The sequence below is a fragment of the Ruminococcus sp. 1001713B170207_170306_F1 genome, from assembly GCF_015668065.1.
GTDB lineage: Bacteria > Bacillota > Clostridia > Lachnospirales > Lachnospiraceae > Blautia_A > Blautia_A faecis.
Window position 1 is genome coordinate 40,086 of sequence record NZ_JADPEX010000004.1, and the last position, 20,722, is coordinate 60,807.

The following is a 20,722-nucleotide window of genomic DNA, read 5'->3' on the forward strand; positions in this document are numbered from 1 at the left end:
ATTCGGTTAAATTTATGTTTATACAAAAATGGAGCTGCTTAGAAACGCAGCTCCATTTTTGTACCTTTTCCAAGATCACTGTCCACGTGAATCTGGGCATGATGCAAGGTCGCCCCATGTTTTACAATGGACAGTCCAAGACCGGTGCCTCCGGTCTGACGTGAATGACTTTTGTCAACACGGTAAAATCTTTCGAATATTCTTTTTTGTTCAGATTTCGGTATTCCGATTCCGTCATCCTCCACACGGTAATAAGCTTTTCCCTCTCTGTTTTTTCCTACGTAAATATAAATATGTCCACCTGGATTCGTATAACGAACCGCATTGTCCGCTATATTGTACAGCATTTCATAAAGCACATGACGCACTCCCTGAATTGTAACCGGATGACCGTAATATCTCAGGGAAATATTCTTCTTCTGGGCCTGATCCTGGAGATTGTTTACTACATCTTCTGCAAGCTCATTCAGTTCCACACTTTCCATGGAAACCACTTCATCCTGCTGTTCATCCAGCCGGGACAGCTGGATAATATCTGCCACCAGATTACCAAGACGATTGGCTTCTTTGTAAATTCTCCCTGAAAAATCCGCAATATTTTCCGGACGCACCATTCCATTCATCATCAGCTCTGCATAACCGGAAATCGACATCAGCGGGGTTTTCAGCTCATGGGAAACATTTGCAGAAAACTCTCTTCGCACAGCCTCCGTTTTTTTCAGTTCTTCAAGCTGACATGCAATCTGCAGGTTCTGCTGGTCTACACGGGTAAGAAGGGGCTTAAGTTCCTCATAACACACATTATCAAGAGGATGCTCCAGATCCAGGCTGTTTATGGGTTTGATCAGCTTTTTTGTCTGCCTCTGTACCAAAATGATTTCTATCAGGATGATTACGATCATCAAAAGTCCAAGCCAGATAAGACTGCCCATTAATGTATGAAAAACACTGTCTGTGGTTTTTGCCAGACGAAGAATTTTCCCATCATCCAGCTTCACTGCATAATAAAAGGTCTGCTGTGCAAGGGTTTCCGAATAGCGTACTACTTCCCCATGGCCTTCTTCCATGGCCTGGACAAATTCAGGACGATTGCTGTGATTGGGAAGTTTGGAAGCATCTGCCTCACTGTCATAGAGAACCTTTCCATTCTCATCCGTCAAAGTAATTCGCGTTCCTGTATTATCTCCCACACGCTTGCTTAAATAGTCTTCTCCTGCTTTCTCCATTCCTGCTTTTACGTATTCCGTTTCATCTCTGACAGTCCTCTTCATAACATCATCAAACTTTTCGTACATTAAAAAGCTGGCTGCTATGAAGGTAAGAATTGCTGTAAGAACAATCATAAAACCGGTGTGGCTGAGGATTTTCTTTTTCATCCCTGACTGCCTCCCTTATCTGCCATTCGGTATCCTACGCCACGGACAGTTTCCACCAGTCTGCCGGTTTCTCCCAGCTTCTGCCTAAGTGTCCGCACATGCACATCCACAGTTCTGGTCTCTCCGTCAAAATCATAGCCCCATATATGACACAGTATCTGGTCACGTGTCATAACGATTCCTCTATTTTCCATCAGATAAAGAAGAAGCTCAAATTCCTTCCTTGTCAGCTCTACCTGCTGATTGCCACAGTAAACCTGATGACGTCCCGGAAAAATGCTCAGTTCCTCACATCGAAGCTCCCTGTCATCTCCGTGGCGGCTGCTGCGGCGAAGCACCGCCTTTACCCTTGCAATAAATTCCATCATGCCAAATGGCTTGGTGATGTAATCGTCTGCTCCGGCTTCCAGGGCACGGACCTTATCAAATTCTGCTTCCTTGGCAGTTACCATAATGATCGGAATATCTCTTGTTCCAGAGGATTTCTTCAATTTTTCCAGAATGAAATATCCGTCCTCTCCAGGAAGCATAATATCAAGAAGAATCAGCTCTGGTTCCTCTTCTGCGAGGGCTTTCCACAATTCCTGGGAGTCTTCTAACCCCCTTGCATGAAATCCGGTCGTCTCTAATGTATATACTAAAAGATCACGGATGTTGTTATCATCTTCAACACAAAAAATCATTTTTAGTATTCTCCTCCCATGTCTTACCTATTTTTTACATTACCCGTAAATTATCATTATTTCTTAGTATACGTACTTTTTTCCCCTTATACAAGTGCACAACTGTAAAGTCACGGTAAAAAGCAGGAAAACAGGTTACCGTTCACGACCTGACCAGTAACACGCTTCGCGATGCACAGAAATCATGCGTTTGCATGATTTTGCGCCGCAAAAATTATATTACCAGTCGCTGCCTCCGGAAATGATTCTCACAGGAATTTTTCCAGAGCAGCAACTGGCAACATCTGCTCTCCCGGTTACGGAAGCATATAATTCACACGGACAACCTCCAGTTCGTGATGGAAATGTTCTCCCGGTGCATTTTTTACAGTGTCAAGATGACTGTGGGTATCATAGAGATCCTCATGCACCTGAGTCACACAGACGCCGATATTGGAACAATGATCTGCAATTCTCTCCAGGCTGGTTGTAATATCAGAAAGCACAAAGCCCATCTCGATTGTACATTCTCCGGCGCGAAGACGATTTACATGGCGTCTTTTCAGCTCACGGCTAAGCTCATCAATCACTTCTTCCAGAGGCTCAATTTCTTCGGCTGCTCTCATGTCCTGGTTTGCAAAAACGCTATACGCTTTTTCCACAATATCAGACACGGCTTTTTCCATAATGTGAAGTTCCTGCACTGCCTTGTCTGAAAAGCGGACATTTTTCTCTGAAATTTCCTTTGCAGATTTCATAATACTAAGGGCGTGGTCGGAGATGCGCTCAAAATCTCCGATACAGTGAAGCATAATGGACAAGCTGTGGCTGTCTTCCAGAGAAAGATCCTTCTGATTTAACTTGATCAGATAGGTTCCCAGTTCGTCCTCATAGCGGTCGACCTTTGCTTCAATTTTTTCCACACGTAAAGCTGTCTCCTCCTGGAAATTATCTAACAAGCCAAAGGAAAGGTTCAAAGCAGTTTTTGACTGCTCTGCCATTTTCCTGGCAGCTGTTTTGCTCTGCTCAATAGCAATACCAGGATTGCTGAGAAAACGGGACTCCAGGATCATAAACTCCTGATCTTCTGCGGAAATAACTTTCTCCTCTTTTGTATCACGGACAGTTGCACATGCCATTTTTACAAGCATATCTCCAAATGGAAGAAGTACAAGTGTTGCAATGATGTTAAAGGCACTGTGGATCACTGCGATGCCGGCAGGACCTGCCACTTCTTCAATGAAAGAGAAATGTAAAAATCCATTCAGCACATAGAATACAACCATAAATGTAACAGTTCCTACAATATTGAAGTACAGATGAACGATTGCTGCACGTTTTGCATTCTTAGTAGCACCGATTGAAGAAAGCATTGCTGTAATACAGGTTCCAATATTCTGTCCCATGATAATCGGAAGCGCTGCTCCGTAACGGACTGCACCAGTTACACAAAGCGCCTGGAGAATACCAACGGAAGCAGATGAAGACTGAATAACAGCAGTCAGAAGTGCACCGGCCAACACGCCTAAAACAGGGTTGGAGAATTTCAGAAGGATGTTCGTAAATTCCGGTACCTCTGCCAGAGGTTTTACGGCACCGCTCATGGTATTCATACCGAACATCAGCACTGCGAAACCAACCAGAATGTTTCCAATATCTTTCTTCTTTTCATCATGAAGGAAGACAATAAAAACAACTCCGATCAATGCCAGAATCGGTGAAAATGAGTTTGGGTTCAAAAGTCTTACAAAGAAATTGGAGCTTTCAATTCCTGCCAGGCTGAGGATCCATGCGGTAACAGTAGTACCGATATTTGCGCCCATAATAAAGCCAACAGCCTGAGACAGATGCATGATTCCCGAGTTTACGAAGCCGACTACCATAACTGTGGTTGCCGATGAAGACTGAATGATTGCAGTAACTGCTGCACCAACCAAAACTGCTTTCACACGGTTAGATGAAAGGTTTTCCAGAATCTTTTCCAGTTTACCGCCGGAAAGCTTTTCCAGACCGTCTCCCATTACCTGCATTCCATAAAGGAACATCGCCAGTCCGCCGACCAATGTCAGAATGCTAAAAAAATCCATTACGTTTCCTCTCCTTTTTTATCCTTTTAAAAGTTTATTGGGTTCTTAATTTCTTTTGTTTACAAAACCAATATAAGTGGGCTATGTAAAGTTTCGGGTGAGAAGAATGTTAAATATATGTAAAATACTTTACAATCTTGGATTTTCTTATACAGGAAAAATGTAAAGCCAGGCTGTTGAAAATGTAAAATCTTTGTTTGATAGTTGATTTTGCTGTATTTTCCAAATTTTACATTCAAAAAAATCCCCCAGGAAACATGAAGAATAATTTTACAATTATCGCTGCATATCTCATGAGGGATTTTTATATAATACGTGTAATGATTCAGTATCTTCACTGTTACACACTTCGCGGAATAACATCATCAGACTCGTTCTAGAGCATGTTTGAACAAGGCTCTGATACCTTTAAAATCCTCGGATTTCCTCTTCCTCTGAATGGGTTTTATCGATGGAGCGGATTTCCAGAAAATAACTGTAATTGTCATTTACCTTTACTTCCACTCTGTCGCCAATCTTATGACCTTTCAGTGCCATGCCAATCGGAGAGTCAATACTGATTCTGTTCTCCATGGAATTTCCCCGGATGGAAGTAACAAGCTTATATTTCTCAATCTCGTCATCTTCCTCAAAATAAACTTCTACAATGTCATCCATTCCAACCTCGTCACTGCTGGATTTATCAGAAACGATAGTTGCTGTTTTTAACATATTCTCCAGATAGCGGATACGACTCTCATTCTGGTTCTTATGACGCTTGGCAGCGTAGTATTCAAAATTCTCACTTAAATCGCCCTGGGCACGTGCTTCCTTTACTGCCTCAATTGCCTCTTTGCGGACAACCAGCTTACGGTGCTCAATCTCCTGTTCAATTTTCTCTACGTCTTTTTTGGTGAGCTTCTCTCTCATTTTTATATCTCCTTTATCATCATCGCTGCATTCAGCAGCTCATCTCAATATTTTACAATTTCTTCTTTCCCAGTCGGACTTCTTCCATCAGCTTCGCAGTCTCAGCATCTGCATGATCAAAAAGATAGGTATGACTGGACTGGCGGTGCTGATGCCATTCCTGGCGGAGCTGCTTTCTGGTCTCTTCGATTTCTTCTTTCAGACCTCTTGCGGAAATACGACTGGCGCCCTGCCCCATAATGATAATCTGTTCCAGTCCGTCTGAAGTAGCAACCGTTACCTGATGCTGTCTGCCGATTTTGTGAACTGTTTTTTCAATATATTGATCGGCAGTCTCCGCTTCTTTTGTATAAACCACATGAATATTGTGATAAGTAAGCACTTCCTCCTGGTGTCCCTCCACCTTGTAGGCATCAAATACAAGAATCAAAGTACATTTCTTATATCCCTGATAATTACTTAAAATATCCATCAGCTTCGTCTGTGCTGCACGGACATCCGCATCTGCCAGTTCTTTCAGCTCCGGCCAGGCAAAAATAATGTTATAACCATCCACAAGAAGGTATTCTTCCTGGTCTTTTTTTGCAGAAGAACTGCTGCCAGAATAAGATAGGGCACTTACCACTTTTTTATAAGAAGACACGCGGTCTCTTTTCACCGGACCAAAGGTACGCTCAAAAATGGCCTGAAGTTCTTTGTCATCCTCATAGCTTCCACGGTAGGCAGATTCCGGCGGCTGGTAACCACTTCCCGCACGGCTTCCACTTCCAGATGTATTTCTGGCAGTTCCTGTACTGCCAGCTCCACTGCATGCTGAATTTCTGGCACTTTGAGCAGTATCGTCTCCACTTGCAGGATTTCCAGAACCTGACGCAGCATCCTCCCAGTCTTCCTCGCTGAGATCATCCTCAAACTCTGCCATAATCCCAGTATCCAGGTGCATATACTCTTCCACTTCATACCATGGCACCACAAATCCGGCTCCATGGGCACAAAATACAGACCCGGTAGGATTATCTAGATCCCGCTCAGAATCGTAGCCGATCTGTTCCACGATCTCATCTTGATTTTTACAAGGCTCATATCCTTTTAAACTGCAGAACAGTCTTCCCATTCCCCTTGTATAAGAAACTACTTCTTTCTGGTAATCGCGCATAGTCGAAACAGGCGCTTTTCCCTTCAAAATAGCGGTATTTTCCTCTGTCTCCATAGGAAGAAGAGTTCCCTGCATTTTCTGGATATCATTCATTGCACGGCCAACAACCTCCACCGGCACTTCCAGCCGAAATTCATAGTAAGGCTCCAGCAGAACATTCTGTGCTTTCTTAAGCCCCTGACGGATAGCCCGATAAGTAGCCTGACGGAAATCTCCGCCTTCCGTGTGTTTCTGGTGGGCCCGTCCGGTAAGCAGAGTAATCTGCATATCTGTGATCGGTGCACCAGTCAGCACTCCTCTGTGTTCCTTTTCTTCCAGATGGGTGAGGATCAGTCTCTGCCAGTTCCGGTCCAGCACATCCTCACTGCAGGCGGTAAAAAACTGCATTCCGCTTCCTTGCTCCCCTGGTTCCAGAAGAAGGTGAACTTCCGCATAATGGCGCAAAGGCTCAAAATGTCCCACACCTTCCACAGGTGCCGCAATGGTCTCTTTATATACAATATTTCCCGTTCCAAAATCCACAGCCACATGGAACCGCTCCCAGATCAGCCTTTTCAGGATCTCGATCTGCACGTCTCCCATGAGCATGGCGTGGATTTCTCCCAGCTGCTCGTCCCATACAATATGAAGCTGAGGATCTTCCTCTTCCAGTTCTCTCAGCTTCTTCAGCATCTGGTGCACATCGCAGCCTTCCGACAAAATAATCTGATAGTTCAGTACCGGCTCCAGTACTGGCATATTGGAATTCTCCGTCACGCCAAGTCCCTGTCCTGGAAAAGTATGGGAAAGACCTGTCACTGCGCACACGGTTCCCGCGGGCACTTCTTTCACCAATTCAAATCTGGCGCCGGAGTAAATCCGGATCTGGTCTGCCTTTTCCTCCCATACTTCCTCTCCTGCAGCCACATTTCCCTTGCTGGTAATAAGAAGTTCTTTTACTTTCAGTGTCCCGCCTGTAATCTTCATATAGGAAAGACGGTTTCCCTGATCGTCTCTGGCGATCTTATAAACCTTCGCACCAAAAGCCTCAGGATATACCGGACATCTGGTGTACCTGTCCAGTCCGTGGATCAGCTTCTCTACTCCTTCCATTTTCAAGGCAGAGCCAAAATAGCATGGAAAAACCTTTCGATCTGCGATCAGACCGGTAATCTCTCTCCTGGATACTTCTCCTGTTTCCAGATATTTTTCCAGCAGTTCCTCGTCACACATGGCAAGGCTCTCCAGAAATTCTTCAGAAAATTTATTTTCCATCAAATTCTGCTGTTCTTTTTCACCTGCCGGTAATTCCGGTTCCAAATCTCCATCAGCATTTTCATTTTCTGAAAAATCCATGCAGTTCTCATTCAGCCTTTTTTTCAATTCAGTCAAAAGAGCATCGTGGTCCGTTCCATCCTGATCCATTTTGTTCACAAAAATAAATGTGGGGATCTGGTACCGCTCAAGCAATTTCCATAAAGTCACCGTATGTCCCTGCACACCATCTGCACCGTTAATCAAAAGCACTGCATAGTCCAGGACCTGCAAGGTACGTTCCATCTCTGCAGAAAAATCCACATGCCCAGGCGTATCCAGAATGGTAACTCTTGTTTCCGGGAATTCCAGCACTGCCTGCTTGGAAAAAATCGTGATTCCCCGCTCGCGCTCAAGGGGAGAGGTATCCAGATATGCATCCTTGTGATCCACTCTTCCAAGCTTTCGTATCTTGCCGCTTAAATATAAAAGTGCTTCTGACAATGTAGTTTTTCCTGCATCTACATGAGCCAGCAGCCCCATACAAATATTTTTCTTTATTTTCTCTGACTGTTCACCCACGAAAACGCCTCCTGCTGTAAAAATCTCTTGTTTCAGTATATCACAACAGAAGGCGCCAGTCGAGACACAGGTGTTTATTTCATTATTTTCAATAAATCACCTTATGGTTACTGTCCACTGGCAATATTCCGCCAGGTGTTTTTACTATGCAAGTCCCGGACAGCAGCAATGAATAAACCATGCCTGCTTGATTGAATTCATGGATAGGGGTTCGGGCCAGAGCATGTTTGAAAAAGACTTTCTGCAAGATATATGTTGCAATTTGTTTTATAATAAAATTGTTTTATCTTTACAATATTTGATAACATGGTATAATTCATACGTGATAAAAAAAGTACAATAATAAAGTAATTATTCCACAAAGCATGTAGCTGTGAAGGTACTGAACAATTACACAATAGAACCGATTGATGCAACGTTATATTTTAGAGCGTGTATCAACAGAAAGTGAGAACTTCCATATGAATCCCTTAAAAAAAATATACTGTCGGATTTTTCAGAATGTATTCAAATTTGCCCTTCCATTCCTTCCATACCGAAATCCTGAGATCATCAGCAGTCTGAAAGCCGTTCCCGATGTGCTGAAAAAGAAAAAATGTAAAAATGTGCTGATTATTACAGATGCAGGAATCCATAAGCTTGGTCTTACAGACCGCCTTGAAAAAGTGTTGACAGACAGCAGCATTCCCTATATCCTTTATGACAAAACAGTAGCAAATCCTACCACTGTGAATGTGGCTGAGGCACTTGAACTTTATCATGAAAATAACTGTCAGGCCATTATAGGCTTCGGCGGAGGCTCCAGTATGGACTGCGCCAAGGCAGTAGGTGCCAGAGTCGCCAAACCTCATCAGTCTCTTGCAAAGATGAAAGGAATCCTGAAAGTGCACAAAAAGCTTCCACTTCTTATCGCTGTTCCAACCACTGCAGGAACCGGAAGCGAAACTACACTGGCAGCGGTAATTGTGGACGCCGAAACCCGGCATAAATATGCCATCAATGACTTCCCGCTGATTCCCCGATACGCTGTGCTTGACCCCAAGGTCACATTAAGCCTTCCACCATTCATCACCGCTACTACAGGTATGGACGCACTCACCCACGCAGTGGAAGCTTATATTGGTAATTCCACTACACCAGGCACTCGTAAAAATGCCCGGGATGCAGTGCAGCTGATTTTCGAAAATCTGGACACTGCTTACACCGACGGAAGCAATAAAGAAGCGCGCCGGAATATGCTCCGCGCCTCTTATTTCGCTGGCTGCGCTTTTACAAAATCCTATGTAGGCTATGTACATGCAGTTGCCCATTCTCTGGGAGGACAATACAATGTTCCACATGGACTTGCCAACGCTGTACTTCTCCCTTATGTTCTGGAAGCTTACGGAAAAACAATTTATAAGAAGCTGGCAGCCCTTGCTGTTGCTGCCGGGGTTGCCTCCAAAGAAACACCGGAAGAAGAGGCCGCATTAAACTTTATCCAGGCGGTCAAAGACATGAAGGCCCGCTTCGGAATCGGCGATACCATCCCGGAAATCCAGGAAGAAGACATTCCGAAGCTGTCACACTATGCGGACAAAGAGGCGAATCCGCTGTATCCGGTACCGATACTGATGGATGCACAGGAGCTGGAGAAATTTTATTATATGCTGATGCCGGCTAAAGAAAACACAGTGCAATAAAAAGCTAAAGCGTGTTTGAAAAATACCATATTGTCACCTTTATAACATTACATTCGGTAATCTCAATTTAAATAAGATAGTTTTGAATTACCCCCTTTATAGCCTTTTACATTATGTAAACTATATTTCAAAACATCAAATACATTATAAATAATCAGAAAGGACTTTCCCATGACCCAGGAAGCAATCCAGGAAATCATCCGCAAGCAGCGGAACTATTTTTATACAGGCGCTACCTTAAACATTGACTTTCGCATCACTGCCTTAAAAAAGCTGCAAACCTCCATCCAGTCCCACCAGGAGCAGATCAATGCTGCCTTGAAGTCAGACCTGGGAAAAAGCAGCTTCGAGAGCTACATGTGCGAATCCGGTCTCGTTCTCAGCGAGATTACCTATATGCTGAAGCACATCCGCTCCCTTTCCAGAGAAAAAAACGTGCACACCCCACTTGCCCAGTTCCATTCCAGAAGTTACAGGAAGCCGTCCCCATACGGTGTCACCCTGATCATGAGCCCGTGGAACTATCCCTTCCTGCTTACCTTCGATCCGCTGGTAGACGCCATCGCCGCCGGAAACACTGCAGTATTAAAACCCAGCGCCTACTCTCCTGCCACCAGCAATATCATCTGCGAGATCGTCCGTGAATGTTTTCCGGAAGAGTATGTGGCCGTTGTTATGGGTGGACGCCAGGAAAACTCCTGCCTTCTCCAAGAGCACTTTGACTACATCTTTTTCACCGGCAGCCAGGCTGTTGGAAAAGAGGTCATGCGCCATGCCAGCGAGCACCTCACTCCAGTCACCCTGGAGCTTGGGGGAAAAAGCCCATGCATTGTAGATAAATCTGCAAATATCAAGCTTGCCGCCAAACGTATTGTATTCGGCAAATATCTGAACTGCGGACAGACTTGCGTAGCACCTGACTACATTTACTGTCACCGAGAAGTGAAGGATACGCTTCTGAAACAGATCCAGAAACAGATCCGTAAGCAGTTTGGCAAATCCCCTCTGGATAACAAAAATTACGGAAAGATCATCAACGAAAAGCATTTCAACCGCATTCAGAACCTGATTGATCCTGCGAAAGTCATCTGCGGCGGAAATGCCTGTCCCGAAACTTTACAGATTGAACCTACAGTCATGAATCCGGTAACCTTCGAAGATGCCGTAATGCAGGAAGAAATCTTCGGACCGGTAATGCCTGTCCTTACTTTTGATTCTATAGAAGAAGTAATCCGAAAGGTAAATTCCATGGCACATCCTCTTGCCCTTTACATTTTCGCCCAGGACAAAGCCATCTGTGAAAAAGTTACCTCTGAATGTGGCTTCGGCGGTGGCTGTATCAATGATGTGATCATTCACCTCGCCACCAGCGAAATGCCATTCGGTGGCTTCGGAGAAAGCGGTATGGGAAGCTATCACGGCCAGAAAGGCTTCGAAACCTTTTCCCATTATAAGAGCATTGTAGACAAAAAAACCTGGATTGACCTGCCGATGAGGTATCAGCCTTATAGACGGATTTATGATAAGCTGATCCATATTTTCTTGAAATAAAGTGTTACTATTACTTTGGCTCGTTGCTCGCGTAAATAAAAAATAAAGAAGTCGAAACTATGTGTTATAATTTCAATAGCTGCACCGAATTATTTAATGCGATTTGCAAAATGTTTAACATTGGTTGTTAATTAATATGACAAAAGAGCCGCATTTTTACTATGAAAGTTCCAAGTCCAAAGTTGAAATGTCCCTTTCGTAAAAATGCGGCTCAATAACAATTATTCTACTCCCTTAATCCTTTCCACAATACTTCCATTCCAACCTGTGAGATCACTGTCCATAAAATTGGATACAATGGTTCTTGCAGCCTGGCTGTCCAGCATGGTCACAACACAAAGGTACACAGACAAACTGGCAGCCAGAGACAACAGTACCATAAAAGTCCTCTTCTTATCTTTTGTGAACTGTTCCCTGGAAAGTCTTGTGAGCAAATTTCCCTCTCCTGCTTTTCTTGTTTTTGATGCGTTATGAGAAGGACGATAGCCAAATGCCTCGATAGGCGAAACAGCAGCTGCCATTTTTGCAGGTTTCCGGCTGGCAAGAAAGATGGTAATTCCAACCAGCAAAATGGTTACCACCAGTACCATCGGGTGAAAACAAACCTCTCCATTCTCAGTATTCGTATTTTCAGTCACTATTATAACAGTTAAAAATGTCTCGGCCAATATTTGCTTCTTTTTTTGTAGAATTTTTGCAAAAATTTCAGTTAAATTTTATAATCGCAGTTTCTTCTGGCCTATTTTTTCCTCTCTACATACCTTATTTTCAGTATGTAAAAGGGCGGCTCACCGCCGCCCTCATCGTTAATATTCTGTGCTCAATAGAAAATCTGCAATGTGCATACTCTTAATGCCCTGGTAATTGCCTCCGGCAAATTCATCGGCTCTTAAAACATACTTCGGATAGTTATCCCGGATTTCCAGCAGCCGTTCATATTCGCGCTTTTCTGTTTTTTCGGATTTAATCTCCTGTGTGACCTGCACATACAACCGGTCATTCTGCTTCTGCGCCACAAAATCGACCTCACCATCCGGCGTTTTTCCAATCGTCACGGTATATCCTCGTCTGCAAAGTTCCAGATACACCACATTTTCCAGACTGGAAGCAACGCTGTCTGGTGTATAGCCCAGCACGCTGTAACGTAAAGCGGTATCGGCAAGATAAAACTTCTCTTGCGTTTTCAGAATCTCCTTCCCGCGCAGGTCGTATCGAGAACAGCGATGAAGGAGATATGTTTTCTCCAGCTTTTCCAGATAGCTGTACACCGTTTCATTGTCGATAGAATGATGCTCTGATTTCAGATAATCAGAAATTGATTTTGCTGAGAATGAATTTCCCACATTCGCAAATGTGTACCGAACCACCCGTTCCAGCTGGTCGATCTTGCGAATCTGGTTTCTCTTTACGATATCCGAGAAAATCGTGGAATTATAGATATCCCGGACAATCGTATAAACCTCATCCTGTGAATACTCTCGCAGGTGCGTTGCAGGGAAGCCTCCCAAGCGGATATAGTCTGCCAGTTCAGCATGGATATCCTTTACCTGTGTATACTGCTTTTTGAATTCCAGATATTCCTGAAAAGAAAGCGTATAGATACGGAAGGAAACATATCGTCCGGTCAGGTAAGTCGCTATTTCCGAAGACATCATTCTGGAATTGGAGCCTGTCACATAAAGGTCAACATCATAATCCGTTGCCAGGGAGTTTACCACTTTCTCCCAGCCTTCAATTTCCTGAACCTCATCCAGAAAGAGATACGTTCTCCCAGTTGGATCGAGTTTTTCTTTGACAGCTTTGAACATATCCTTCGCTGTCATATCCTCATAATCCATGGAATCGAAACGCATACTGACAATCCGCTCAGACGGAATGCCATGCTCCTGTTGCAGCTTCTCCATGATCATTTTTAGAACTGTGGATTTTCCGCAGCGGCGAACCCCCGTCAACACTTTTACAAAAGGTGTGTCGGTGTATGCCATAATCTTATCGACGTAAAGCGGTCTGTCTATCATAGGAACCACCTCCATGGTTCCATAATACCGCAAGCACATAAAAAAATCAATAGGTTTTGCGATTATAAACCGCAGCTCATATTGTTTTTCATTGACCTTTTCGGATTGTGTCGAATTCTGTTTCTTTGCAGTTTCAGAATATCGTAGTTTAACCAAAAAGTCCAGAAAGCAGCGGCACCAGAGTCGTGCCGATCAGTGCCACGCCGCCAGCCATCAGCAGTTTCATGCCCTGAGACTTTACTGATGTGCGATAAAGAAGTAATAGAAGTGTAAAAAATTTTGCCGTTCCTATCCGGCACTTGGCCATTGTGTCGGATAGGTCGGGCATTAGGCTTCGGGCAAGTCAATCTTGCCGACAAAGCTGTAATAAATCTCAATGTCCTGCCTGCGGGTGCCGTTCTCGTCATAACTGCACTCATGCACGACGATTTTCTCAATCATTTCCCGCAAAAGGGTGGGGGTCAATTCCTCAAAGGCAAGGTGCTTTCGGACGATACCCATAAACTTTTCCGCGTTGACGGTGGCGGCCTGCGACTTGGAAAGTTCCTCCTGCAAAGCGGCGGCGCGGTCTTTCAGTTCCCGCTGCTCCTGCTCATAGTCTGCCGACAGTTCCATGAAACGCTCGTCGCTGATTTTGCCGTTCACATTGTCCTCATACAGCCGCTTGATAATGCGGCTCACTTCGGCAATGCGCTCCTGTGCCTGTTCAAGCTGCTTGGTGGCTGCGGCGGTCTTTCTCTTGCCGCCGATCTCGTTCTGCTGGATAAGCAGCTTCACAAAGCGGCTCTCATGCTTGGCGGCATACTCGGTCACTTGCCGGAGATTGGAGAGGACACCGGCGGTCAACAGGTCGGTGCGGATAAAGTGCGCCGTACAGTCGCGGGTTCGCTTCTTGTAGCTGCCGCAGATGTAACAGTCCTGCTTGCGGTTCTTGTTCTGATACCGCTGCTGGTACATCACATGGCCGCAGTCGGCGCAGAACAGCATACCGGAGAACAGTCCCACTTCATCATAGCGGTTCGGGCGTTTGCGCTGCTTGCGTAACTCCTGCACGCGCTCCCATGTTTCCCGGTCTATGATAGGCTCATGGTGGTTCTCAAAAACAGCCTGCTTCTCCACGGGGTTCTCTACACTGTGCTTGACCTTGTAAGAGGGCTTCTCCGTCTTGAAGTTTACCAGACAGCCGGTGTACTCCCGGTTTTCGAGGATATGAACGACGGTGTTCGTCGCCCATTTGCACTCATAGCCGGGGTGGTAGCGGCGTGTGCTGCCCGTCCTGCGGTATTCCAGCGTCCCCGGCGTGGGGATTTGCTGCTCCGTAAGCATACGGGCAATCTTGGTCGGGCCATTTCCGGCAAGGCAAAGCTGGTATATCTGCCGGACAACCGGCGCGGTTTCCTCGTCAACGAGATAGTTCTCGTCCTCGTCCATGAGGTAGCCATATACCGGCTTGCTGGTAACAGGCTTTCCACTCATGCCTTTTGCTCGTTTTACTGCTTTGATTTTCTTGCTCGTATCTCTCACCAGCCATTCGTTGAACAGATTTCGCAGAGGGGTAAAATCGTTGTCCATGCCGCCGTTTGCGCTGTCTACATTGTCGTTGACAGCGATAAAACGCACTCCCTTTTGAGGGAACAGCATTTCCGTGTAAAACCCTACCTGCAAGTAGTTTCGCCCTAACCGGCTCATGTCCTTGACGATGACCGTACCCACTTTCCCGGCTTCAATGTCTGCAAGCATGGCTTGAAAACCGGGTCTTTGAAAGTTCGCGCCGGAAAAGCCGTCGTCGGTGTACCAGCGCAGATTGGTAAAGCCGTTCTGCTTGGCGTAGGTTTCCAAAATCCGCTTTTGGTTGGAAATGGAATTGCTCTCGCCTTGCAACTCGTCCTCATGGGACAATCTCGGATAAAGGGCGGTAATGAGGTTTTGGGTGGCTTGTCTTAACATAAAATCCTCCGTTTCCGACAGCCAGCCCCACTATTCCGTGGTTTCATTGTACCACGGAATAGGGCGGGCTGTATAGCTGCAAAAGTGTAAAATCTGCTTCTTTATGATTTGTCAAATTGCTGATTTTTGTGTAGCGTTTTGTAGAGTTGCTTTCAGTAGAAAAGTTTATATCTGTGTGCTATACTTATTTTCAAAAGCGATTTCGATAGAGCGGGTGATAAAACATGAGTAGTTGGTTTACAACGGAAATAATCGACAAAGATACTTTTGCAATCAGTGAGTATCGGCATTGGGAAGAAACGCATTGCTATTTACTTTGTGGCACTAAGAAAGCCATATTGATTGATACGGGGTTAGGGGTGGCAAATATCAAAAAAGTAGTTGATAGTTTGACATCACTTCCAGTTACAGCCATAACAACACATATACACTGGGATCATATCGGCGGGCACAAATATTTTGATATTATCGCAGTCCACGAAGCAGAAAAAGATTGGTTATCTGGTAAATTTCCTATACCTTTGCAAGTGGTAAAAAGCAATCTTATGAGAAAACCATGCGATTTTCCCTCTGACTTCAAAATAGAGGAATATCAGATTTTTCAAGGAGTCCCGCAAATAATTTTACATGATAACGATTGCATTGATTTGGGGAATAGGAAATTGATAGTTCTTCATACGCCCGGGCATTCTCCGGGGCATTGCTGCTTCTATGAACCGGAAAGAAAATACTTGTATTCCGGTGATTTAATATACAAAGGGTGTCTTGACGCTTTTTATCCAACAACAGACCCACAACTTTTCTTTCAGTCCATAAGAAAATTGCAGTCTTTAGAAGTACAGCGAATTTTACCTGCACATCATCAACTTGCTATTCCCGCCGATATAATTAGCCGGATTGAAAAAGCCTTTTGCCAATTAGCAAAAGAGGGTAATTTAAAGCAAGGCTGCGGTGTATTTGATTTTGGTGATTTTCAAATCCATGTATGACCTTTACTCACATTCCAGCGGCCATGCTCCCCGGCATGGCCGCTTTCCTCATGCCCCGGTTCACGCCGGACAAGTCGGCTCCTGTGTAGCAGCGGCTTCCGCTTCCAGTACCCGCGCCATTTTGTCGGCGGCGGTGGTGGTAGTGTCTTTCTTGAAATAGCCGGACACGACAAGGACGGAATTGCCCATGCGGATTTCCGTCACGCAGTCGGGGCGGCGGGCTGTGCGGGTGTCGTGCTGCTTGTTATCTGCCATAGGCAATACTCCTTTCAGTCGGTAATCAGTTTCTTCATGCTCTCCATTTTCCGCTGCGCGGCTTCCTGCCGGAAATTGTCGCCGGTAAAGCGTACCGGGACGCACATGGAAAGCAGGCGGTCATAAATCCGGGAATGGGCGGTGTCCTCCGGGTTCCGCAGGTTGTCCAGCGTGAGGTTGGTCGTGACGATCAGCGGTTTGCCGCTGCGGTAACGGCTGTCAATCACATTGAAAACCTGTTCCAATCCGTACTCGGTGCCGCGCTCCATGCCGAAGTCGTCAATGATAAGCAGCGGATAGCGGCAAAGGCGGGAAATGTACTCGTTGCGGTTCTCAAAGCTGGCGGCAAGGTCGTTGAGGATAAGGGCAAAGTTCGTCATGAGGACGGGGATTTCTTTCTCCATGAGGGCGTTTGCGATACAGCCCGCAAGGTAGCTTTTCCCGGTTCCTACGCCGCCCCAGAACAGGCAGCCGATATTGTCGGCTCGCATATCCTCCCAGTGTTCCACATACCGGCGGGCAATCCCGGCCTGCGGGTTCCTGCCGTTGTCGTTCTCAAAAGTCCAGTCCCGCATGGTGGGGTCGGTAAAGCCCCGGCGTTTCAGTTCCTCCACGGTGTCAAGGTGCCTGCGCCGCTTCTCGGCGGCCTCCCGTTCCTCGCGGGCGGCTCTCTGGCAGTCACACTCTGCCGGGTGGCGGTCGCGGCCAAAGATAGCGGCCTTATCCGGCGCAAAATAGGCTTCTTTCGGCTTGCGGCACTTGCCGCAGTACAGTAAACCGTCCTCGCCGGTGTAGTCCTCCGGCTCCGGGGTGGTGGTCGTCATATTCTCCAAAACAGCGTTGATTTCGTTCTTCATAAACTCTCGCCCTCCTTGCATGAGTAGTCTGGTATGCCCTTTTTCGGGGCTTTCTTGGCTGCGTCCTCCTGCGCCCATTTGTAGATTGTGGCGGCATGGCTGCGGTATCGCTTGCCGCTGGACGCGATATGGCAGGATAGCCGGTCAATGTAGTAGTTCCATTTGTCGGGCAGGTCTGCTTTCAGCCCGTCCAGTTCTGATTGCGAAAGAAAGACATTTTCATACCGGCCATAGGCAGCGCGGGCGGGCTGTCCCGTATCTAACTCTCGCTCTCTCTCTTTTTCTATCTCTATCTCTTTCTCTATCTCTATCTCTGGTGGACAAATGTCCGCTTGATATGGTGGACATTTGTCCGCCCCGGCCTTTGGCAAGGCTTTTTGCTCCTGCAAAGCCAGCCTTGCCCGCCGTTTTCGCTCCCCCTCGGTAGAGGATTGGCCGATCAGCAGTTCAATGTTGCTCATATACAGCGCGCCGCTTGGCAGCGGCTCCACAAGCCCCAGCTTCATAAAAATCTGCAAGGCTCGCTCTACGGTGCCGACTTGCTGGCGGGTAATGGTGGCAATCATCTGCGCGGTGTAGGGGATATTTTCATCAAGCTGCAACTTCCCGCCGTTTTTCAGCGATTTCAGGTACAGTTTCAAGAGAATGTTGGAATAGAGGATACCGTCCTGCATACTTTCCAGCAACACGATAGCGTCCTCGTCAAAGTAATTCTCTTTCAGCTTGAGGTAGTAGTATTTTCGGTTGTCTGACATGGTTCCTCCTTTGGGTGGATTTGGGGCGTTTGTACGCATTTAGAACGCCGTTTCCGGGGGAAAAGGATAAATGTATCACGCACCCTTTGACACCCACGAAAAAAGCCTTGATTTATGCGGGTTTGAAAGGCTCTAAAGCGTGACATCTCTGCCTTTGTTTCCGCTTTCGCTCGGCGGCTTTGATTTTCTTCATGCGCCCGGCGCAGTCGGGGCAGTATTTTCCCCGGTTGGATTTGGGGACAAATGCCGCCCCGCAGACAGTACACCGTTTCCGGCTCCCCCGGTACAAGAGGGCTGCGGCCAGTTCCCCGTCAAGGGGCAGGACAGCCACACGGAACCAGCGGCACATGAGAGAAAGGGAAATGCTCTGGACGCACACGCAAGGCTCCCCGTCGTCTAACAGCAGGCAGTTCCCCTCGTCGTAGTTACAGCACTCATGTACCAGCCGCCGCGCCCGCCGGTGCTGGCGGTAGTCCATTCTCGGTAACTTATCGCTCATGGCTCTGCTCCTTTCTGCGGTGGGGTTCCTCCCGGCGCAAAATCTGGTCGATGTTCCGCTTGACGGTCTGCAACTCCTTGAACCGCTGTTTCTGTTCGTGATAGGTGTTATACAGGCCGTCTTTCTCGGAGATAAGCTGCTCAATCTCGGCCTGCAACGCTTTCCGGGCGGGCAGCTTGGTAATGCCATGCGCCTTGAAATACCGAGCGGCTGCGTCGGCTATGATAAAATCGCTCTCGTTTGCCTGCCGGTAGGCGGCGCGGGCTTTTTCGGATTTCTGCGCTTTCAGCCCGTCACGGGCAGGCTTGGTCTTGGCATAGGCAAGTACCTGTTGCTGCAACTCCTTTTTCCCTTGTAACTTCGTTTCCAGTGCTTTCAGTTCGCCGCTGGTCTGGCGCATTTCCTGATAGGCGGTATCAACGGCGGCTTCTAACTGCTCCGGGGAAGTGAAGCCGTATTCCTGATACACATTCAGCGTCGCGGCCATCTGTTTGAGGTTGTGCATGGTCGCCCAGCGTTCATAGCCCCGGCCTTTGCCCTCGGCCATTTTCTGCTCAATGTCCACAAGCCGCTGCACACCGTCCTGTTTCGGGGCGGTTTGTGGGACTTTTGTGGGCTGTATGCCGGTTTTCCCATGCCGGGGGTATTCGGGTATGGCTGCGGGCTTTTCTGCGGCTCTGGCGGCGTTCTGCTCCAAAACGGCAAAGACAGCGGCGCGGTCAAAGTCGTCACCCAGCTTTCGGGCGGTAATGGGCTTTGTCCTGTCCGGCGTGAGATAGGATAGCCGCCCCCGGCTCTCCTTGACGGCCACGCCCTCCCGCAGCAGCAGAGAGGAAAAGTCCTCGAATGAGGTCGCCGCAGACAGCGCGGCGCGTATGGTCTGCCGCAGCTTCTCCTTGTTCGTTTCAAACTTGGTCTGCCGGGGCGTGATACCGTCTGCAATCATGGGGGCGTTCTGCTTGTCCAGCGCGGCCTGTCCCTTTTTCTGCGCCCAATACTCCCGGTCTGTGACGCGGTTCTTGCTGCCGTTCAAGAGGTCGATTTGGTAAAGCCCCTCCCGGTGGCACATTTCCATGACTTCGGACTTGAAGTAGCGCAAGGCAGCGTCGGTACAGCGGTGCTTGCAACCGGCTTTCGTGTCGGCTGGCCTGTCCATGTAGGGCAGGAACGGGACTTCCTCTATCCGCAGGCTGTTAATGACGATATGCACATGGATATTGCCGCTGTGGTTATGCCCGTCCGGGTGGGTACATACAAGGGCTTGGTGGCCGGGGAAATGCTCGGCGCAAAACTTCTCGCCCAATGCCTGCGCCCGGTCTACGGTCAAGCCGTTGTCCGGGCCGTCCCGTGGGGCAAAGCTGATGATATAGTGGTGGCTTTTCACATCTTCCCGCCGCTGGTTCTTCCCATAGCGGAGATTTGCCCGCATACACGCAACGGCAAAATCCTCGCCGCCGCAGTTCAGTGTGGACAGCCGGTAGTCCTCACGGGGGATAAGCCTGCCGGTTTCATCAAGAACGGGCTTCATGGTAAACTCGTCATGCTCAAAAAGCAGGTATTGTTCGGCGGCTCCGTAGTCGGCGTTTTTAGAGTTGATATGCTTGAGTGTTGCCAACCGCGTCACCTACTTTCTGTAAGACTTCATACTTGAGGGCGGCAAGGTCGGCTATGGCGGCGCGTACCTCGCCGGACAGCGCATTGTAAGGTACGCCGTACTCGTTCAGATACCGGGCTATCTGGTTGAGGTTGCCGCCGATCTTGCCGTACTCGGCGGTCAACTTCCCGACAGCGGAGAGCAGTTCATCATTGACCGCTGACACATGGATAACGGGGCGTATAGTGGTGCGCCGTATCGCCTGCCGGAGAAATTCGGACTGGCTGATACCATAGGGCGCAAGCCGCGCTGTGAAGTCGGCGTATTCATCTTCGGACAGCCGGGTTTTCACAACGCGGCTGCGGTGGGGTGTGTTGTATTTTTTTCGCATGGTCGTGACCTCCTTTCTTGCCGCATGAGCGCGGCGGGGATAAGCGGCGCAAGCCGCAAAGCAGGGTTTGGGGAAGGCACTCCCCAACAAGTTTCCCGCGAGGGGCAAAACCGCAGAATTGCGGATTTTGGCACCGTGGTAGAAACTTGCTCTAAGACTGCCGCAGACTGCCCCTGTCC

Annotated in this window: 18 protein-coding genes; 3 read left to right on the forward strand and 15 right to left on the reverse strand. The window is 47.4% G+C overall.

From position 1 onward, the window contains the following. Positions 1 to 38 precede the first annotated feature (38 nt). The 5 genes from I4V84_RS04175 to I4V84_RS04195 all read right to left on the reverse strand — a co-directional run bounded on the left by I4V84_RS04175 (position 39) and on the right by I4V84_RS04195 (position 7,966). Positions 39 to 1,376, reverse strand: a complete 1,338-nt coding sequence (locus I4V84_RS04175; RefSeq protein ID WP_173735102.1) for an ATP-binding protein — start codon at positions 1,374 to 1,376, stop codon at positions 39 to 41. After that, positions 1,373 to 2,059, reverse strand: coding sequence for a response regulator transcription factor (locus I4V84_RS04180; protein ID WP_195991310.1), 687 nt, complete (start codon positions 2,057 to 2,059; stop codon positions 1,373 to 1,375). Before I4V84_RS04180 ends, I4V84_RS04175 begins: the two co-directional genes overlap by 4 nt. Positions 2,060 to 2,355: 296 nt before the next feature. Beyond that, positions 2,356 to 4,125, reverse strand: coding sequence for a Na/Pi cotransporter family protein (locus I4V84_RS04185; protein ID WP_195991311.1), 1,770 nt, complete (start codon positions 4,123 to 4,125; stop codon positions 2,356 to 2,358). Positions 4,126 to 4,533: 408 nt separating this feature from the next. Then, the gene (gene greA / locus I4V84_RS04190; RefSeq protein ID WP_173718207.1) at positions 4,534 to 5,034 is read right to left on the reverse strand and encodes a transcription elongation factor GreA; all 501 of its coding nucleotides are present in this window, start codon (positions 5,032 to 5,034) and stop codon (positions 4,534 to 4,536) included. Between the two features lie 52 nt (positions 5,035 to 5,086). Beyond that, positions 5,087 to 7,966 (reverse strand): TetM/TetW/TetO/TetS family tetracycline resistance ribosomal protection protein, encoded by a 2,880-nt coding sequence (locus I4V84_RS04195; protein ID WP_195991347.1) that lies wholly within the window; start codon positions 7,964 to 7,966, stop codon positions 5,087 to 5,089. A gap of 500 nt (positions 7,967 to 8,466) precedes the next feature. On the opposite strand from I4V84_RS04195, the gene I4V84_RS04200 reads away from it, so the two are divergent. Continuing rightward, positions 8,467 to 9,687: an iron-containing alcohol dehydrogenase gene (locus I4V84_RS04200; RefSeq protein ID WP_195991312.1), complete on the forward strand. Its 1,221-nt coding sequence runs from the start codon at positions 8,467 to 8,469 to the stop codon at positions 9,685 to 9,687. A 171-nt stretch (positions 9,688 to 9,858) separates the two neighbouring features. Next, positions 9,859 to 11,238 (forward strand): aldehyde dehydrogenase, encoded by a 1,380-nt coding sequence (locus I4V84_RS04205; protein ID WP_195991313.1) that lies wholly within the window; start codon positions 9,859 to 9,861, stop codon positions 11,236 to 11,238. Positions 11,239 to 11,459: 221 nt separating this feature from the next. Here the strand turns inward: I4V84_RS04205 and I4V84_RS04210 are convergent, their stop codons facing one another. From I4V84_RS04210 to I4V84_RS04225, 4 genes are all read right to left on the reverse strand, one after another. After that, positions 11,460 to 11,876, reverse strand: a complete 417-nt coding sequence (locus I4V84_RS04210) for a hypothetical protein (RefSeq protein WP_207748620.1) — start codon at positions 11,874 to 11,876, stop codon at positions 11,460 to 11,462. Positions 11,877 to 12,044: 168 nt separating this feature from the next. After that, a complete protein-coding gene (locus I4V84_RS04215) occupies positions 12,045 to 13,256 on the reverse strand; it encodes an ATP-binding protein (protein WP_195991315.1) in 1,212 nt (403 codons plus the stop codon). A 148-nt stretch (positions 13,257 to 13,404) separates the two neighbouring features. Continuing rightward, the gene (locus I4V84_RS04220) at positions 13,405 to 13,563 is read right to left on the reverse strand and encodes a Maff2 family mobile element protein (RefSeq protein ID WP_195991348.1); all 159 of its coding nucleotides are present in this window, start codon (positions 13,561 to 13,563) and stop codon (positions 13,405 to 13,407) included. A gap of 20 nt (positions 13,564 to 13,583) precedes the next feature. Continuing rightward, on the reverse strand, positions 13,584 to 15,203 hold the full coding sequence (locus tag I4V84_RS04225) for a recombinase family protein (RefSeq protein WP_195991316.1): 1,620 nt from the start codon (positions 15,201 to 15,203) through the stop codon (positions 13,584 to 13,586). Between the two features lie 224 nt (positions 15,204 to 15,427). Between I4V84_RS04225 and I4V84_RS04230 the strand changes: the two genes are divergently transcribed. After that, positions 15,428 to 16,192, forward strand: a complete 765-nt coding sequence (locus tag I4V84_RS04230) for an MBL fold metallo-hydrolase (RefSeq protein ID WP_087182582.1) — start codon at positions 15,428 to 15,430, stop codon at positions 16,190 to 16,192. Positions 16,193 to 16,252: 60 nt separating this feature from the next. Here the strand turns inward: I4V84_RS04230 and I4V84_RS04235 are convergent, their stop codons facing one another. The 6 genes from I4V84_RS04235 to mobC form a co-directional block, all read right to left on the reverse strand. Further along, complete coding sequence (locus tag I4V84_RS04235) at positions 16,253 to 16,447, reverse strand: transposon-encoded TnpW family protein (protein WP_087182583.1); 195 nt, start codon at positions 16,445 to 16,447, stop codon at positions 16,253 to 16,255. Positions 16,448 to 16,461: 14 nt separating this feature from the next. Beyond that, positions 16,462 to 17,304 (reverse strand): ATP-binding protein, encoded by an 843-nt coding sequence (locus tag I4V84_RS04240; RefSeq protein ID WP_195991317.1) that lies wholly within the window; start codon positions 17,302 to 17,304, stop codon positions 16,462 to 16,464. Beyond that, complete coding sequence (locus I4V84_RS04245) at positions 17,301 to 18,059, reverse strand: phage replisome organizer N-terminal domain-containing protein (protein ID WP_195991318.1); 759 nt, start codon at positions 18,057 to 18,059, stop codon at positions 17,301 to 17,303. The genes I4V84_RS04240 and I4V84_RS04245 overlap by 4 nt, the downstream gene beginning before the upstream one ends. Positions 18,060 to 18,171: 112 nt before the next feature. Then, the gene (locus I4V84_RS04250; RefSeq protein WP_195991319.1) at positions 18,172 to 18,558 is read right to left on the reverse strand and encodes a cysteine-rich VLP domain-containing protein; all 387 of its coding nucleotides are present in this window, start codon (positions 18,556 to 18,558) and stop codon (positions 18,172 to 18,174) included. After that, positions 18,548 to 20,173, reverse strand: a complete 1,626-nt coding sequence (locus I4V84_RS04255; RefSeq protein WP_195991320.1) for a relaxase/mobilization nuclease domain-containing protein — start codon at positions 20,171 to 20,173, stop codon at positions 18,548 to 18,550. The genes I4V84_RS04250 and I4V84_RS04255 overlap by 11 nt, the downstream gene beginning before the upstream one ends. Further along, positions 20,145 to 20,543, reverse strand: a complete 399-nt coding sequence (gene mobC, locus I4V84_RS04260) for a plasmid mobilization relaxosome protein MobC (RefSeq protein ID WP_195991321.1) — start codon at positions 20,541 to 20,543, stop codon at positions 20,145 to 20,147. The genes I4V84_RS04255 and mobC overlap by 29 nt, the downstream gene beginning before the upstream one ends. Positions 20,544 to 20,722: the final 179 nt, after the last annotated feature.